The organism is Arthrobacter sp. N199823, from assembly GCF_002929705.1.
In the GTDB taxonomy this organism is placed as follows: Bacteria; Actinomycetota; Actinomycetes; order Actinomycetales; family Micrococcaceae; genus Specibacter.
The window spans coordinates 308,617-324,699 of the sequence record NZ_PJIN01000002.1; the positions used below are offsets into that span (position 1 = coordinate 308,617).

Here is a 16,083-nt window from a genome sequence, read left to right on the forward strand (position 1 = left end):
GTAAGTGGACGCCGTGATGAAAGAATGGTCTTGTGAGTACCACTTCCTATAACTGCACCAATGAACAACAGCGCGTTGAGGGCCTGGCCCACGCGCAGAAGGCCATTGCTGCCAAGCAGATTATCGTCATGCCCACGGACACTGTTTATGGTGTTGCCGCGGACGCATTCTCCCCGCAGGCAGTGGCGACGCTGCTGGCAGCCAAGGGCCGGGGCCGCAACATGCCCCCGCCCGTGCTGATCCCTCGCATTGGCACCATGGAGGGTCTTGCCACCGAAATTTCCGATGATGCTCGCAAGCTTGCCGAAAAGTACTGGCCCGGCCCGCTCACGCTGATCTTCCACGCCCAGCCAACCTTGACATGGGACCTTGGCGAGACCAAGGGGACTGTGGCACTCCGCGTTCCGGACGACCAGCTGGCCCTGGACCTGCTGACCATTACGGGCCCGCTTGCCGTTTCCAGTGCCAACAGGACTGGACAGGCGGCAGCGCAAACAGGCTCCGAGGCCCGGTCACAGCTGGCAGAGTCTGTGGAGGTGTATCTGGAGGGGGGCTTCCGCCCACTTGAGGGTACCGCTCCCACCCCGTCCACCATTGTGGATGCCACAGGCCTGCGCTTGCGCGTGGTCCGTGAAGGTGCCATCAGTCTCGAGGAGATTCAGCGGATGATTCCCAGCGCGCTGGGGCGTGATGTGGAACCAGAAATGTGGGCACCGGTTAATCTCAGCAAGGAGGCCACGGAAACTGTTGAGGAGACTGCGACTACCGAAAAGACGACTACCGAAAAGGCAGAGACTTCTGAAGTAACCGCGACTCCTGAGGAAACCGGTGACCCTGAAGCGCAGGTTGAGGCTGAACTGTCAGCTGACTCTGAACTGCCAGCCGCCGATGCTGCCGCTGAGGAGTTGGCCATTGACGTGGCAAGCCACGAGCCCGTAATTAGCCATGAGCCCGTAACCAGCGAGGAGCCTGTAGCCAGCGCGGAATCAGTATCTGAGGGCAGCGATGCGCTCATCAATCTTGAGAAGCCGGAAGCCGCAGCTTCCTAGCCCAAGTTATCGGCTTCAGCGATTGCCACTAAATAAGGCCCCCAACGCGAGTTGGGGGCCTTTGCTATGACTGCGTCCCAGTGTCCCAGTGTCCCAGTGTCCCAGTGTCCCTGCATCCCAGTGGGGCAGCACGGAGACTGCGTGTCACTTCTGTTCGCGGGCTCGCTCCAGAAGAGTTGCTATGGATGAATGGGGGATCAGTCCCACAGAGGCAGCCCAGCCTGGTGTTTGTTCTTGACCAAACCACATCAGCTCCACTCGGCGAAGGGGACCGTGTAACTTCTCGCCGAGCAAGCGGGAGCTGAAGTAGCCAGCGGACAGGATCCAGCGGCAAAGGAATTGGGGCAGGCGGCGGGGAACCCGGCCACCGGCAGCAGCGAGGACATCGCTGACCGAGAGGCCCTCCCACGGCTGCAGAATCACGGCCGGAACCTGCTCTGCATACTGGCCTGTCTCCACAACGAACCAAGCGAGGGCATCGATGGAGCTGACGGGGGTGGCGTAGGTGCCAGGTGCTGCCACGGAGGCAATGGGGGAGCTTGCCACCTTGATCAAGGACTGGGTTGTTGGGCGGCTGGGTCCTTGCACCGAGGTGGCTCGGACGGTCACTAAGGACAGCGGAGCCAGCTGGGATGCTACTAATTCCAGTGCTTGTTCACCCAGGGCCTTTGACCGTGAGTAGGCCGAAAAAGGAGCGCGATCGGCGCTTTCGTCGATCACGCGGCGGTGTCCCTGCACCGAGGCGCTGCTCAGGTGCACAAATCGGCGCACACCGGCATCCTTGGCAGCCAGGGCAGCGACTGTTGGCAGCAGGGCGTTGGCGCCGGTGAGCTCTTGGGATTCCCCGTCGCCCGGCGTGGCCAAGCCCGCGGCATTGACCACCACGTCAAAACCGGCAAAGGCCGTGCGCAGAGCCTCCCTGCACTCGACGATAGCTGAGCCAGCCGCATCCGCCTCCGCCTCGGCAACGATCTGCTGTTCCGGCTGGGATAGCTGCGCTGACTGGGGTGACTGTGCCAGCTGCGCTGACTGGGGTGCCGAGCCTGAAAGTGCGGCGCTCCGCAAGCGAGGGGCGGCCATGGAGACAACCGTGGCGCCCCGTTGCATGAGCTCCTCAACAATGGCGCTCCCCACAAAGCCCGAGGCGCCCAGCACCAGCCAGCGGAGCTCGGCCGGTTCAGTCGACATGGGAAGTAACAGACTCGGTATTAGCAGACTCGGTATTAACAGTCCGGGACATAACAGACATGGTCAGTGTGAACCTTCGAGTGGGGGCATGGGGGTGAAATCGTCGGCTGCAAGAATTCGCCGCGACTCACGCCAGCCGGCGAGGAGGCGGCCGCTGCCGCGAAGAGTCTTCTCAACAGCTACCAACCGCAGCAGTTCCTTGGAAGCTGTTAAGAGGGTGCCGAGGGCAAAACCCACGGGGTTGAAGCAGCCATGGACGCGCAAGTACTGGCCCACCAATCCACGGTTGCGCATGACGTAGAAACGGCTCAGATCCGAAGAATCGTTCAGGTGCCGAATGCCCAGATCCAGACTGCGCTGAACACGCACCTTGTGCAACACAAATTCGTTGACATACCGGACCGGGCGCTGCAGGGATACCTGCCAGCCGTAGACCGTGTCATCCCAGTTCAGGAAAAACCGGGGGTCCGGCAGTCCTACGGACCGGGCCGCGTCGGCATGGAGCAGCATGCCTTCAAAGCAGCCAACATTGGTGGCAAATTCATTTGACGCAGCGAAGACGTCGCCCCGGACAGGCAGGGGGAAGCCCAAAAAGGTGCTGAAGTTGTTTTGCCAGAAGAATGGCTTTCCCTCGGCATCGTAGCGGCGGCCAATGATGGCGTCGTATTTTTCCATCCACGGACCGAAGGCACCGATGGCATCTGGAACGCAAGTGACGTCGTCGTCCATCAACCACATCCACTGCGCGCCCTGAGCCAAAGCCCGCTCTACCCCTGCGGAAAATCCGCCAGCGCCACCGGTGTTCTCGGCCAGCTGGTGGTGGAAGACGGCAATGGGCGTGGGCAAGGCAGCAAACCGCGTGCTGGCGTTCTCGATGACCGAGGAGGTGGTGTCGGTGCTGGCATTGTTGACCACAATGACACCGTCCGGGGCAGGATTCAGCGCGGCAACGGAGTCCAAAAGCCCCGCCAGATAGTCAGCCCGGTTGAACGTGGTGATGACGATGAAGAACTGCTCACGGCGGCCCAGACTCAAAACTTCTGGTCCTTCATGGGACCGAACTTGGCCCCGCGCAGCCCCGCACCATAGGTACTGGCCCACTTGGCCAGGCCCTTGAGATCGCCCTTTTTGAGGAAGAACAGGGGATACCCGACGGCGTCGGCCACCAAGGAGCGCACGCGGCGGTGCTTGCGGGTGAGGAATCCGCGGTTGCGGTAGTAGTAGAAACGCTTGAACGGGGTCTCTGGCACCAGGACGTGGAGGCGATCGCCCAGTACCTCCTGCACCTCGCCCCAACCTGCGGGGTGGGTCAGTGCTACGGAGGTCACGGTGCCAAACTTCACCTTCGCCGCACGCAGGCGCAACATGAAATCAGTTTCGTCACCGCGGATGAACAAGCGCAGATCCGGCAGACCCACCTTGAAGAACACGTCGGTGCGGATCAGTGCGCCGTTGAAGAACTGGCCCACGTTGTCAATGAATCCCAAGGGCTCCACCACCGAGCGCTCGTGGGTCAGGTGACCGTCAATGCGGAACGGGAAGGAGAGCTTGGTGGGCTCACCAGGTGCCACAATCAAGGGCACCACAACATCGAGGTTGCGGTCTTTCGCTGCGGCCAGCAGGGTAGCCAGGCAGGCAGGGTCTTCCGGGTGAGCGTCGTCGTCCATGATCCAGATCCACTGCGCACCAGAGGCAATGGCGTTCAGGATGGCCAGCGAGAAACCGCCGGCGCCGCCCAGATTTGCCAGTGAACGCACATACGTCACCTCGGCCGGAGCGGCAGCAGCAATCTCACGAACGTCGGCCGTGCCCGAATCGACCAAGGCGATGGCATGGGGTGTGTGGGTTTGCTGTGCGAGGGCACCCAGCAGTGTTCGCACATCGTCCGGCCGGTCAAAGGTGACGGCGGCGACGGCTACGGTGTCTGTCAAGGTGGAGAGTCCTCTCGGGTGGTGCCCGCGGCGTTGCGCGGCATCCGGAACGGCTGAAGAGTATGTAATCATCGTCAAGGGAATACTATTCTTGTGTACCTTCCACTTTAGTACAGTCGCCATCATCGACTTCATTACACCGTGGACACCAGTGCCCCGCCGAAAAAGATCTTTGGCAGAAAACGGAAATACGAATCACGTTGAATACCACCAGTACGCAGCCAGGCGGAAAATCCGCGCTCACTTCCGCGGAAAGCGATCGTAAGCCGCGCTTGTGGCTATGGTCACAGGCGATCCTGGATTCTTTCGCGTGGACTGTGGCGCTCTTCCTGGCCGTACTGCTGCGTTACGAGCTGGATATTCACCTCATTAACTTCGCTGGACTGGGCATTTTGGTGGCCGTGGCTGTTGCCACACAGCTGATTGCCGGCTGGTACATGGCCCTGTACCGCGGCCGCTACACCTTCGGCAGCATTCACGAGGCCCGCGTGCTCGTGGCAGTGACACTGATTGTGTGTGTTGTGACAAGTATTGTCTTGTCCATCTTCATCAGCGAGCTCCACGTGGCCCGCTCTGTGGCCGTCATTGCGTTCCCGTTCGCGGCATTGTCAATGGCCGCGATCCGCTACGCCAAACGCCTTTACGTAGAGGGCAAACCGATTTTTGGTGAGGAGGCGCAAAAGACTCTTATTTACGGTGCCGGCTTCCTCGGCAACTCACTGGTTACCCGTATGGTGCAGGATCCGGAATCGCCTTACGTTCCCGTTGGTTTGGTGGATGATGACGCCACGAAAAAGCACCTGCGACTGAGTTCGGTGAGTGTGATTGGCGGCGGTCACGAGCTTCCTGAGCTGATCAAGCGCACCAAGTCCACGGTGGTTGTTTTGGCGATGGCGCACCTGAGTTCCAAAAGGATCAGGGAGATCTCCGACAGCGTCTCCGGCCTTGGCGTCAAGGTTTTGATTCTGCCCCCGCTCCAAGAGATGCTCAGCCCGGACACCAACCGGGATCACCAAGGCGGCCTGACGGACTTCCGCGAAATTGATGTGGCCGATCTCATTGGCCGAACCCCCGTTGAAACCGAAGTGGAGCAAATTGCCGGATACATCAGGGGCAAGCGCGTTCTGGTCACGGGAGCCGGCGGATCCATTGGATCTGAGCTGTGCCGCCAACTGAGCAGTTTCTCACCTGCCGAGTTGATCATGCTGGACCGTGATGAGTCCGGTCTCCAGCACACACAGCTTTCCATTGAAGGCCATGGGCTGCTGGACAATGAAAATATTGTCTTGGCAGACATCCGCGACGCCGACTCCTTGAATGAAATCTTTGCCGTACGCCGCCCGGAAGTGGTCTTCCACGCCGCAGCGCTCAAGCACGCACCGCTGCTGCAGATGTACCCGCAAGAGGGTTGGAAAACCAATGTTCTGGGATCGCTGAATGTTCTCCAGGCCGCCCGCAGCGTGGGGGTGGAAACGTATGTCAACATCTCCACCGACAAGGCAGCCAGCCCCACCACGGCGCTGGGACACTCCAAGCGAGCGGCGGAGAAGCTCACCTCGTGGATGGCGGGTCAGACGCAGCAACGTTACGTCTCCGTCCGATTCGGAAATGTCCTCGGCAGCCGCGGCTCCATGCTTCCGCTCTTCACCGATCAAATCAACAAGGGCGGTCCTGTGACCGTGACGCACCCCGACATCACGCGCTTCTTCATGACCATCCCCGAGGCCTGCCAGCTGGTCATCCAGGCCGGCGCCATTGGCCATGGCGGTGACGTGTTGATCCTGGATATGGGTGAACCCGTGCGCATCCTGGACGTGGCCGAACGCATGATTGCCATGTCCGGGCGCAGCATCGAAATCAAGATCACGGGCCTTCGACCCTCGGAAAAGCTCCATGAGCAGCTCACGGGTGACGATGAAATCAAGGATCCGGACGGTCACCCCAAGATCTCCCATACGCATGCCAAACCACTGGACCCGGCAGATCTTGATCTTGCACTGTGGCTCCAGCGCTGTCAGGACGAGGCTGGCCCCAATGGTGCCAGTATTGATGATTCCGACGGCGACGTTGCGGCAGGCGCCTAATGGAAACCTGGGCACAAATCACCGTAGGGGCCACTGCGCTGGTATTGGCACTGGTCCTGCCATTCTTTGTCCGGCCCCTTTTGGCGAGGGCAGGCGTTCTTGATGTGCCGAACGCCCGTTCCTCCCACACCACACCGACCATCCGCGGCATGGGAATTACGACGGCGGTTGCCTTGCCTGCCGCCGTCTTGGTCGCCGTCTTTTTGCCCCAGTCGGGGAACACGCGCCAAGGCGCGCTGACGCTGGTAGTGATTCTCGGCGTCGTACTGGCCGCCAGTGCCATTGGCTGGATGGAAGATATTCGGGGCTTGTCCGTGAAGGTCCGTGCCGGGCTGCAATTGGCCGTGGGTGGCCTCGCTACCGCTGCGGTCGCCATTCTTGACCCGGGGCAGCAGCAGTTATGGCTGATTCCGGTGGGTGCCATTGCGGTGGCCGCCTATGTCAACGTGGCCAACTTCATGGATGGCATCAACGGAATTTCCGGCACCCACGGATTGCTGGTGGGCGGCTTCTATGCCTACGCCGGGTACGCCGCCGGGCACGGTTGGATGGTTTATGTGGGTATCGCGATCGCTCTCGCGTTTGCCGGCTTCCTGCCCTGGAACCTGAGCCGGAACAAGGTTTTTCTCGGGGATGTGGGCAGCTATTTACTCGGGGCCTCGATCGCGGTCACGGCAATGTGTGCGTTCCTGGCCGGTGTGCCGGTGGAGTACATCTTCTCGCCCGTATTGATTTATCTGGTGGATACCTTTGTGACGTTTTTGCGCAGGCTGCTGGCCGGTGAACGCTGGTATGCAGCGCACCGGGCGCATGTGTACCAGCGCCTGACCATTGTGGGTTTGAGCCATCTTCAGGCCACGGCAGTGGTGTGCCTGGCAACCATCGTGGTGAGCATCTTGGGCATTGTGGCCGCCGAGGGTGGCAGTGCCACACGCGTGCTGGCCACCGCAGTCGGGTTCGCCGTGGTGCTGGGGTACTTGCGCACACCAACGCTCTTTCAGAGTTTCTTCCGTCGCCGGGCTCGGAAGGAATAGCCCGCCTAGCGCCAGTGCTGCCGCCGGCTGAAGCTCCCGCTGCGGCTCCCGCGTTGAGGTGTCCGGTCCCGGCTATCCGGCACTGGCCGTCGAAGCAGAGTTCTATCTCATGTAGAATTGTCGGTGGTGACACTCACCGCCCTCTTTCCATGCCGCGAACCGGTAATGCAGTTGTGCAATACTGTTTTGCAGCTGTGCCGTGGAAGGCCTGAGAAACGAGGGGATCGAACCCCTGGATGGAGTTCACATGAAGGACGCAAGCGCGAATAATAGCGCTGCACCAGGGCCTTTGACGGCCTCGGGTCCCAGTGCGAGCCCCAGTTGGAACATCTTGAAAAAGTGCCTTCTGGTGGACGGTGCGCTGGTCATTATTATGGCGCTACTGGCTTTCATCTTTAGCGATACGCACGGCGTGATTAGCGTGCTGTTCGGTTCCTTGTTGGTGATCGCCTTCTTTGGCCTGAGCCTGCTGGTGGGTCACTTGTTCAGCAAACGGATGCCTGAAGCGGTTATGGGCATCTTTGTCATGACCTACTTTGTGAAGGTGGTGGGTTTCGCAGCGGTGATGTTTGCGCTGGGGACCCCTGCCTGGCTGAACAAGCCCTGGTTTGCCGGGGCGGCAGTGGTAGCTGTGCTTGCCTGGCAAGCCACGGAAATTGCGATATTCATCAAACAGCGTTTCTTGCTGTTTGATGAATCAGCTGTTGTGGCCTCCCCTCGTGGGGAAGTCTCCGATGGTAGCGAAAAAAAGGATCCTCCCCATGTCTAAGAAGATGCCCGACGCCGGTCAGCCCGATCATGTAGTAATCCCCCCGACGGCTAATGCCGGAAAGCTGGACTACACCTACATTATTGGCGGAATCCTGCTCTGGGGTTTGATAGGGTGGGGACTGGACTTTTTATTGCAAAGTTCTTGGATTGTGTTTGCTGCGCTTCCCATTGGAGCCGCATGCGGATACTTTCTGGCCCGGCATTATCAAAGGCATGGCCGCCCTGACAGTGACCAGAAGCAATGAGATCCACCAACAGACTTTCCTACGGTGCGCACCATCTTATGATGGGCCACCATACTTGCCCTTTGACCGAAACTGCAGAGAGGACAGCGCGTTGACCGCGTTTGCGCTTCCGATGGCCTCGAATGACGGTGGCTTCGTTCCACCGACAATTAGTGACACCCACCTCCCCGACATCCTTCCCTGGATGGCTGAATACGGCACAGGGCTAGGCAAGCAGATGATCATGGTCATCTTGTCGGTGGTGCTGATCACTGTTTTCTTTAAAGTTGCGATCCGAAACCCGAAATTGGTTCCGGGCCGAGTCCAGTTCTTCGCCGAAGGCTTCTACAGCTTTGCGCGAAACACTGTTGGCCGCGACATCATGGGTGAGAAAAACTTCCGCCCGTGGATCCCGCTGCTCTTCTCAGTGTTCTTGTTTGTGCTGCTAAACAACATCTTCGGTGCAATCCCGCTGTTGCAGCTGCCTTCCTTCTCCCACGCGGGTAGTGCTTACGCTATCGCGCTGATCATCTACTTCACGTGGATTGCAGTAGGCGTGCAGAAGCACGGTATCCGTTACTTCAAGCTGGCAGTTGTCCCCACCGGTGTTCCCGGTTGGATTTTGCCTTTGCTCGTGCCTTTGGAAATCATTTCCAACTTCATCGTTCGCCCGTTGACGCACTCCTTGCGTTTGATGGCAACGATGCTTGCAGGTCACATGATTGTGGTCTTGGCAGGCAGCGGCGCACAGTACTTGATCATGGAACAAGACAGCATCCTGCTCAACGCCACCGGCGTTGCAGTCATTGCTGGTTCAGTCGCAATGTACTTCCTGGAATTGCTGATCATGGTTCTGCAGGCATTTGTCTTTACTCTGCTGACCGCGATCTACATCCAGGGCAGCCTTGACGCTGACGCACACTAAAATTTTTCCCCCGTTTTACCACTAGCTTCCCCCTCAAAGAATCACCTCACAACCTGCCGGTACAAAGCCGGTATCTTGAAAGGAACCAAATGGAACTCCACGGCTCGCTCAACATGATTGGCTACGGCCTGGCCGCAATTGGCTCGGCTATCGGTGTTGGCATGATCTTCGCTGCTTACATCAACGGTGTAGCTCGTCAGCCGGAAGCCCAGCGCATCCTGCAGCCCATCGCTCTGCTTGGCTTCGCCCTTGCAGAAGCACTGGCTATCCTTGGCCTGGTCTTCGCCTTCGTTGTTGGCGTCTAGTCCTAAGACTTCTTCTCCCCGTTCTTCGGGGCTGAATTGTTCATGGACGAATATCAGATTAAGGATAAGTGAGAAATGGTTACCGCAGCAGTAATTCTCGCTAGCGAGGGTGCAAACCCGCTCCTGCCTAACTGGTGGGAAGTTCTAGTCACCGCTGTAGCTTTCGCTGTCCTGCTCTTTGTGGTGAAGAAGTTCATCGCACCTACCTTTGAGAAGTCATACACGGACCGTGTAGAAGCTATCGAAGGTGGGATTGAGAAGGCAGAAGAGGCTCAGGCCGAAGCTAATGCCCTCCTGGAGCAGTACAAGGCCCAACTGATGGACGCTCGCACGGAAGCTAACAGCATCCGCGAGACCGCCCGTGCAGAAGGTGCCCAGATCCTGGCTGACCTGAAGGCGAAGGCTGCAGAGGAATCTGCTCGCATCACCGCTCAGGCCCAGGTTCAGATCGAGTCCGAGCGTGTTGCCGCAGTGAACTCCCTCCGTACCGAGGTTGGCACTCTGGCGACGTCGTTGGCAGGCAAGATTGTCGGCGAAGCACTCAACGATGACGCACGTTCAAACCGCGTAGTTGATCGCTTCCTGGCTGACTTGGAAGCACAGTCGAACGCGGGTGTATCGAAGTAATGGCAGGTGTATCGAGCAAGTCATTGGCAGCGGCTTTGGAGTCGTTGGAACCTAAGCTTGGCACTGCGTCGATCGCATTGGCTCAGGATCTCTTTGCAATTCTGGAGCTTCTGGACAGCAACGCCGGCCTACGCCGTGCGCTGACGGATCCCACTCGTTCGGGTGCGGAGAAGGCAGTACTGGCTAACAACCTTCTGACGGGCAAGGTCGGTGCTTCGGCACAGGCAGTGTTCTTGGAACTGGTTGCTTCACGCTGGAGCTCGGCTCGTGACCTGGGCGATGCACTGGAAGTCTTGGCAGCAACATCGGCGATCGCGGTTGCTGAAGGTCAAGGTGGCGGTTCTGCCAACCTGGACAAGCTTGAAGAGGAACTCTTCACGTTTATCCGAGTTGTTGGGTCCAGTCATGAACTACAGCGTGCATTGGACGACGCACAGGCCAGCAAAACAGCTAAGGGTGCTTTGGCGCTCAAGGTTGTGCCGCAGGCCGACGAAGTCGCAGCGCTGTTGATCCGCCAGGCCGTAGCAGCCCCCCGCGGGCTCAAGCCCACGGCTCTGGTGCAACGTTTCGTGGAATTGGTTGCCAAACGCCAGCAGCGTTGGATTGCCTACGTCAGTGTCACTCGTGACCTGAGCGCAGAACAGCTCAACCGTCTGCAAGCCGGCTTGAATAATCTCTATGGTCGCGATTTGAAGATCAACGTCAACATCGACTCGACATTAGTCGGCGGAATCAAGGTTGTCGTGGGTGATGAGGTTGTTGACGCAACCGCAGCCTCACGTCTTTCCGATCTTCGCCGCCGGTTGGCAGTGTAGGAAACTTTTTCGTTTCCGTAGCAGCCAGTCCACAACAGACTGAATCAAACATTTAGGTTGCCGCCACACACCTCATTTAGGAGGGTGGCAACCACAACTTAGGAGAGCAGGGACTGCAGATGGCCGACTTGACCATCAATGCCGACGACGTCCGCAATGCCTTGAATGAGTTCGCAGCGTCCTATGAACCGGGCAACGCAGAGCGCGTCGAGGTTGGCCGCGTCACCACCGCAAGTGACGGCATTGCCAAGGTAGAGGGTCTTCCCTCTGTCATGGCCAACGAGCTTCTTCGTTTCGAAGACGGCACACTGGGCTTGGCCCAGAACTTGGACACACGCGAGATTGGTGTGGTTGTCTTGGGCGACTTCGCCGGTATCGCCGAAGGCCAGCAAGTCCACCGCACCGGGGAGATCCTCTCCGTGCCGGTTGGCGATAACTTCCTTGGCCGCGTCGTTGACCCCTTGGGTCAGCCGATTGACGACCTGGGCGAGATCGTACCCGAGACCCGCCGCGCCTTGGAGCTTCAGGCTCCGGGTGTTACCGAGCGCAAGTCGGTTCACGAACCGCTGCAGACCGGTATGAAGGCAATCGACGCCATGATCCCGATCGGCCGTGGCCAGCGTCAGCTGATCATTGGTGACCGTCAGACGGGTAAGACGGCTCTTGCCGTTGACACCATTATCAACCAGAAGGCCAACTGGGCTTCGGGCGATGTCAAGAAGCAGGTTCGCTGCGTTTACGTTGCAATCGGCCAGAAGGCATCCACCATTGCTGCTGTTCGCCAGACCCTGGCTGACAACGGTGCCCTGGAATACACCACGATCGTGGCGTCTCCGGCATCTGACCCGGCTGGTTTCAAGTACTTGGCACCTTACGCCGGTTCGGCCATTGGCCAGCACTGGATGTACGGCGGCAAGCACGTTCTGATCGTGTTTGATGACCTCTCCAAGCAGGCTGAAGCCTACCGCGCCGTGTCATTGCTGCTGCGCCGCCCGCCGGGACGCGAAGCCTACCCCGGTGACGTGTTCTACCTGCACTCCCGTCTGCTCGAACGTTGTGCCAAGCTCTCTGATGAGCTCGGTGCTGGTTCAATGACCGGCCTGCCGATCATTGAGACCAAGGCAAACGACGTCTCGGCTTACATTCCGACCAACGTCATTTCCATCACCGATGGTCAGATCTTCTTGCAGTCGGACCTCTTCAACGCCAACCAGCGTCCCGCAGTGGATGTAGGTGTCTCTGTCTCCCGCGTTGGTGGTGCAGCACAGGTCAAGGCCATGAAGAAGGTTGCCGGTACGTTGAAGCTGGATCTGGCTCAGTACCGCGACATGCAGGCATTCGCCATGTTCGCCTCGGACCTGGATGCTGCTACCAAGCAGCAGCTGACCCGTGGTGCGCGTCTGATGGAGCTGCTCAAGCAGGGACAGTACGCACCGTTCCCGGTTGAGAACCAGGTTGTTTCAATCTGGATGGGCACCAACGGCTACTTGGACAACGTCCCGGTTGAGGATGTTCTCCGCTTTGAGAGCGAATTCCTCGAGCACCTGCGTCACAACACGTCGATTCTGACCACGTTGGCTGAAACCAACCTGTTGGAGCCTTCCACCGTTGACGCGCTCAAGTCCAACATTGACACCTTCAAGAAGGGCTTCTTCGCGGAGGGCGACAACCACTTGGTTGGCGCCGGCCACGAAGAGTTCGGTGCGCTAGCCGCTGAAGACGTCGACCAGGAAAAGATCGTCAAGCAGAAACGCTGACACCATTTCGTGACTTGGCTTGCCGGCCCATAGCGGGTCGGCAAGCCAAGTAAAGGATAAGGAAAGGACAAACATGGGAGCCCAGATACGGGTTTACCGCCAGAAGATCTCTTCGACGACGTCGATGCAAAAGATCTTCAAGGCGATGGAACTTATCGCAGCGTCCCGCATTGGAAAGGCACGTGTACGTGTCACGGCTTCGTTGCCGTACTCCAATGCGATCACCCGTGCCGTTTCTGCCGTAGCGTCCCAGTCCGAGGTCGATCACCCGCTGACCACCGAGCCCGCGGAAATCCGCCGGGCTGCGGTCCTGGTCATGACTTCAGACCGTGGTCTTGCCGGTTCCTACTCCGCCAGCGTGTTGAAGCAGGCAGAGCACCTCATCGAATTGCTGCACGGGGAAGGCAAGGACGTCTCGACCTATTTGGTCGGCCGCAAGGCTCAGGCGTACTTCGACTTCCGTGGCCGCGATTACGTGAAGGTGTGGACCGGTGGAACCGACGCACCGGAATTTGAAACTGCACGCCAACTTGGCGAGGTCCTGCTGAAGGATTTCGCAACTGACTTCGAAGAAGGTGGCGTGGATGAAATTCACGTAGTTTTCACCCAATTCAAGTCAATGGTTGTTCAGGAGCCGACAGTAATTCGTCTGCTTCCGCTGGAAGTGGTGGAAGAAGAAGTTGAATCCTCAGCTGATTTGCTGCCGCTTTACGAGTTTGAACCGCAGGCAGAAGACGTCCTGGACGCCTTGTTGCCGCGGTACATCGAATCACGCATCTTCGCAGCTCTGCTACAGGCCGCAGCTTCCGAGCTCGCAGCACGTCAGCGGGCCATGAAGACCGCAGGCGATAACGCCAGCGATCTGATCAAGAAGTACACGCGTCTTCGTAACAACGCCCGGCAGGCTGAGATTACGCAGGAGCTCTCCGAGATTGTTGCGGGCGCTGATGCGCTCAACGCCTCTTAGCAGCCCAATTCATACTTATTCAATGCCATCTACACAAGTGAAGTGAGAGAGATGACTGCCCAACTTAACGAGCAGGGAACCGCTGCGAAGGCCGGTGCCACAGGCCGCATCGCGCGCGTCATCGGCCCGGTTGTCGACGTCGAATTCCCGGCTGACGGCATTCCCGCCATTTACAATGCACTCACCACCGAGATCACTCTCAACGGTGAGACCAAGACCATCACGTTTGAGACCAGCCAGCACCTTGGCGACGGCCTCATCCGCGCCATCTCCTTGCAGGCTACCGACGGACTTGTCCGCGGTACCAGCGTGCAGGACAAGGGCGCCCCGATCACCGTTCCCGTTGGGGACGGCGTCAAGGGTCACATCTTCAACGTTTTGGGCGAACCCCTCGACGTGAAGGAATCGGAGCTTAACATCTCCGAGCGCTGGCCGATCCACCGCAAGCCCCCGGCATTTGCTACCCTCGAGGGCTCTACGGAGATGCTCGAGACTGGTATCAAGTCCATTGACCTTCTGACCCCCTACATCAAGGGTGGAAAGATTGGTCTGTTCGGTGGTGCCGGTGTCGGTAAGACCGTTTTGATCCAGGAAATGATCACCCGTGTTGCCCGTAACTTCGGTGGTACCTCGGTATTCGCCGGTGTTGGCGAGCGAACACGAGAAGGTAACGACCTTTGGGTTGAAATGGAAGAAGCCAATGTCCTCAAGGACACTGCGCTAGTCTTCGGCCAGATGGATGAGCCGCCGGGAACGCGTCTGCGCGTTGCTCTGTCGGCACTGACCATGGCTGAGTACTTCCGCGACGTGCAGAACCAGGATGTGTTGCTCTTCATTGACAACATCTTCCGTTTCACACAGGCCGGATCGGAAGTTTCCACACTGTTGGGCCGTATGCCTTCAGCTGTGGGTTACCAGCCCAACCTCGCCGATGAGATGGGTCTCCTTCAGGAGCGCATCACCTCGACCAAGGGTCACTCCATCACGTCCATGCAGGCCGTTTACGTGCCTGCTGATGACTACACGGACCCGGCCCCGGCCGCGACCTTCGCCCACTTGGATGCAACCACGGAACTTTCCCGTGAAATTGCTTCACGTGGTCTGTACCCGGCCATCGATCCGTTGACCTCCACGTCACGAATCCTTGACCCGCAGTACGTTGGCCAGGCTCACTATGACACGGCTGTCCGTGTCAAGCAGATCCTGCAGAAGAACAAGGAACTTCAGGACATCATCGCGATCCTCGGTATCGACGAGCTCGGTGAAGAGGACAAGATCGTTGTATCGCGTGCTCGCCGTATCCAGCAGTTCCTGTCGCAGAACACCTACACGGCCAAGCAGTTCACGGGCGAAGAGGGCTCAACGGTTTCCATTGCGGACACCATTGAAGGCTTCACCGCTATCTGCGACGGCGACGTGGACCACATTGCCGAGCAGGCGTTCTTCAACATCGGTGGTATGGATGATGTTGAGCGTCAGTGGGCCAAGATCCAGGAATCGACGAAGTAAGCATGGCTAACCTCGAAGTTGAAATCGTAGCGGCTGACCATGCTGTTTGGTCCGGTTCAGCGACCCTTGTGAAGGGGTTCACCAGCGAAGGCGAGATCGGCATTTTGCCCGGTCACACCCCGATGCTCGCGGTTTTGGCGCCGGGCTTGCTGGAGATCGCTCCTGTCGACGGATCCCGCTTCCATGTTGAAGTAGACGGTGGCTTCTTCTCGGTTGATAACAACCGAGTTGTCATCGTTGCCGACAATGCGCAATTGAAAGACGGCGCAACGTCTGGCGCAGGGATTCGCTAGCAATCAATTGATGGACGATCTTGGTATTCCGTTCATCGTGCTAGCAGGCTTGCTCCTGCTGGTTGTTTTATCACTGTGCCTGTTCGGGGTGCGCCGCTTGCATTTGCGGCGCACCCTTGGCACGGTCGACTCCTCCATGTGCCTGCGCGGAAATCGCTGGTCCATGGGGGTTTGTCGTTATCAGGAGTCAAATTTGCAATGGCTCCGTTCGTTTTCCCTCAGCCCGATTCCGGCGAGGACCATGGCTCGCAACAAGATTGTGCTGGTAGGGCGCCGCGAACCCAGCGAGGCTGAGCTGACCCGCGTCCCACCCTCCACCGTCATTGTGATGCTGGATTACGAGGGCACGCAAATCCTGCTCGCCATGAAGTTCGCCGCCTATGCCGGCCTGTCATCATGGCTCGAAGCCGGTCCGCAGCCAGGCGTTTCCACCCGCCGCTGACGTTCAGTAGATTCCCAGCCCATACTCAGTGGACGTTCGGTCTGCATCGCTACCATCACTGTGCAGCTGTCTTCGTAGGGCAGATAATCCTCTAGAGTGCGGTAGTGCCTTGAACATGCTTGAAGCGCTTGGAAATCTTAGCCTCATTGACGGCCCCCTTCC

General features: G+C 58.7%; 16 protein-coding genes and 1 pseudogene. 14 read left to right on the top strand and 3 right to left on the bottom strand.

Annotated features, from left to right (window positions below; genetic code table 11):
* Positions 1–32: 32 nt before the first annotated feature.
* Positions 33–686, top strand: a pseudogene (locus CXQ93_RS21050) (L-threonylcarbamoyladenylate synthase); the annotation flags it as partial.
* 507 nt (positions 687–1,193) lie between these two features.
* On the opposite strand, the gene CXQ93_RS05275 reads toward CXQ93_RS21050, so the two are convergent.
* The 3 genes from CXQ93_RS05275 to CXQ93_RS05285 all read right to left on the bottom strand — a co-directional run bounded on the left by CXQ93_RS05275 (position 1,194) and on the right by CXQ93_RS05285 (position 4,168).
* Positions 1,194–2,237, bottom strand: coding sequence for an NAD(P)-dependent oxidoreductase (locus CXQ93_RS05275; RefSeq protein ID WP_104109425.1), 1,044 nt, complete (start codon positions 2,235–2,237; stop codon positions 1,194–1,196).
* A 63-nt stretch (positions 2,238–2,300) separates the two neighbouring features.
* Entirely contained in the window at positions 2,301–3,272 is a 972-nt protein-coding gene (locus CXQ93_RS05280; protein WP_181036060.1) for a glycosyltransferase, read from the bottom strand.
* Positions 3,269–4,168: a glycosyltransferase family 2 protein gene (locus tag CXQ93_RS05285; protein WP_104109739.1), complete on the bottom strand. Its 900-nt coding sequence runs from the start codon at positions 4,166–4,168 to the stop codon at positions 3,269–3,271. The genes CXQ93_RS05280 and CXQ93_RS05285 overlap by 4 nt, the downstream gene beginning before the upstream one ends.
* A 200-nt stretch (positions 4,169–4,368) precedes the next feature.
* Between CXQ93_RS05285 and CXQ93_RS05290 the strand changes: the two genes are divergently transcribed.
* The 13 genes from CXQ93_RS05290 (at position 4,369) to CXQ93_RS05350 (ending at position 15,921) form a co-directional block, all read left to right on the top strand.
* A complete protein-coding gene (locus CXQ93_RS05290) occupies positions 4,369–6,252 on the top strand; it encodes a nucleoside-diphosphate sugar epimerase/dehydratase (protein ID WP_104109427.1) in 1,884 nt (627 codons plus the stop codon).
* A complete protein-coding gene (locus CXQ93_RS05295; RefSeq protein ID WP_104109428.1) occupies positions 6,252–7,286 on the top strand; it encodes a glycosyltransferase family 4 protein in 1,035 nt (344 codons plus the stop codon). Before CXQ93_RS05290 ends, CXQ93_RS05295 begins: the two co-directional genes overlap by 1 nt.
* A gap of 247 nt (positions 7,287–7,533) precedes the next feature.
* A complete protein-coding gene (locus CXQ93_RS05300) occupies positions 7,534–8,055 on the top strand; it encodes a hypothetical protein (RefSeq protein WP_104109429.1) in 522 nt (173 codons plus the stop codon).
* Positions 8,048–8,302, top strand: coding sequence for a hypothetical protein (locus tag CXQ93_RS05305; RefSeq protein ID WP_104109430.1), 255 nt, complete (start codon positions 8,048–8,050; stop codon positions 8,300–8,302). Before CXQ93_RS05300 ends, CXQ93_RS05305 begins: the two co-directional genes overlap by 8 nt.
* 91 nt (positions 8,303–8,393) lie before the next feature.
* Entirely contained in the window at positions 8,394–9,206 is an 813-nt protein-coding gene (atpB, locus tag CXQ93_RS05310; protein ID WP_253596864.1) for a F0F1 ATP synthase subunit A, read from the top strand.
* A gap of 89 nt (positions 9,207–9,295) precedes the next feature.
* A complete protein-coding gene (locus CXQ93_RS05315; protein WP_038463392.1) occupies positions 9,296–9,511 on the top strand; it encodes an ATP synthase F0 subunit C in 216 nt (71 codons plus the stop codon).
* A gap of 75 nt (positions 9,512–9,586) precedes the next feature.
* On the top strand, positions 9,587–10,138 hold the full coding sequence (locus CXQ93_RS05320) for a F0F1 ATP synthase subunit B (RefSeq protein ID WP_104109432.1): 552 nt from the start codon (positions 9,587–9,589) through the stop codon (positions 10,136–10,138).
* The gene (locus tag CXQ93_RS05325; RefSeq protein WP_104109433.1) at positions 10,138–10,953 is read left to right on the top strand and encodes a F0F1 ATP synthase subunit delta; all 816 of its coding nucleotides are present in this window, start codon (positions 10,138–10,140) and stop codon (positions 10,951–10,953) included. The genes CXQ93_RS05320 and CXQ93_RS05325 overlap by 1 nt, the downstream gene beginning before the upstream one ends.
* A gap of 119 nt (positions 10,954–11,072) precedes the next feature.
* Positions 11,073–12,710, top strand: coding sequence for a F0F1 ATP synthase subunit alpha (gene atpA, locus CXQ93_RS05330; RefSeq protein ID WP_104109434.1), 1,638 nt, complete (start codon positions 11,073–11,075; stop codon positions 12,708–12,710).
* A 73-nt stretch (positions 12,711–12,783) separates the two neighbouring features.
* Positions 12,784–13,677 (top strand): F0F1 ATP synthase subunit gamma, encoded by an 894-nt coding sequence (locus CXQ93_RS05335; protein ID WP_062287168.1) that lies wholly within the window; start codon positions 12,784–12,786, stop codon positions 13,675–13,677.
* A 51-nt stretch (positions 13,678–13,728) separates the two neighbouring features.
* Complete coding sequence (atpD, locus tag CXQ93_RS05340; RefSeq protein ID WP_062287170.1) at positions 13,729–15,186, top strand: F0F1 ATP synthase subunit beta; 1,458 nt, start codon at positions 13,729–13,731, stop codon at positions 15,184–15,186.
* Between the two features lie 2 nt (positions 15,187–15,188).
* The gene (locus CXQ93_RS05345) at positions 15,189–15,479 is read left to right on the top strand and encodes a F0F1 ATP synthase subunit epsilon (protein WP_104109435.1); all 291 of its coding nucleotides are present in this window, start codon (positions 15,189–15,191) and stop codon (positions 15,477–15,479) included.
* A gap of 10 nt (positions 15,480–15,489) precedes the next feature.
* The gene (locus tag CXQ93_RS05350; RefSeq protein WP_104109436.1) at positions 15,490–15,921 is read left to right on the top strand and encodes a DUF2550 domain-containing protein; all 432 of its coding nucleotides are present in this window, start codon (positions 15,490–15,492) and stop codon (positions 15,919–15,921) included.
* The last annotated feature ends 162 nt before the right edge of the window (positions 15,922–16,083 follow it).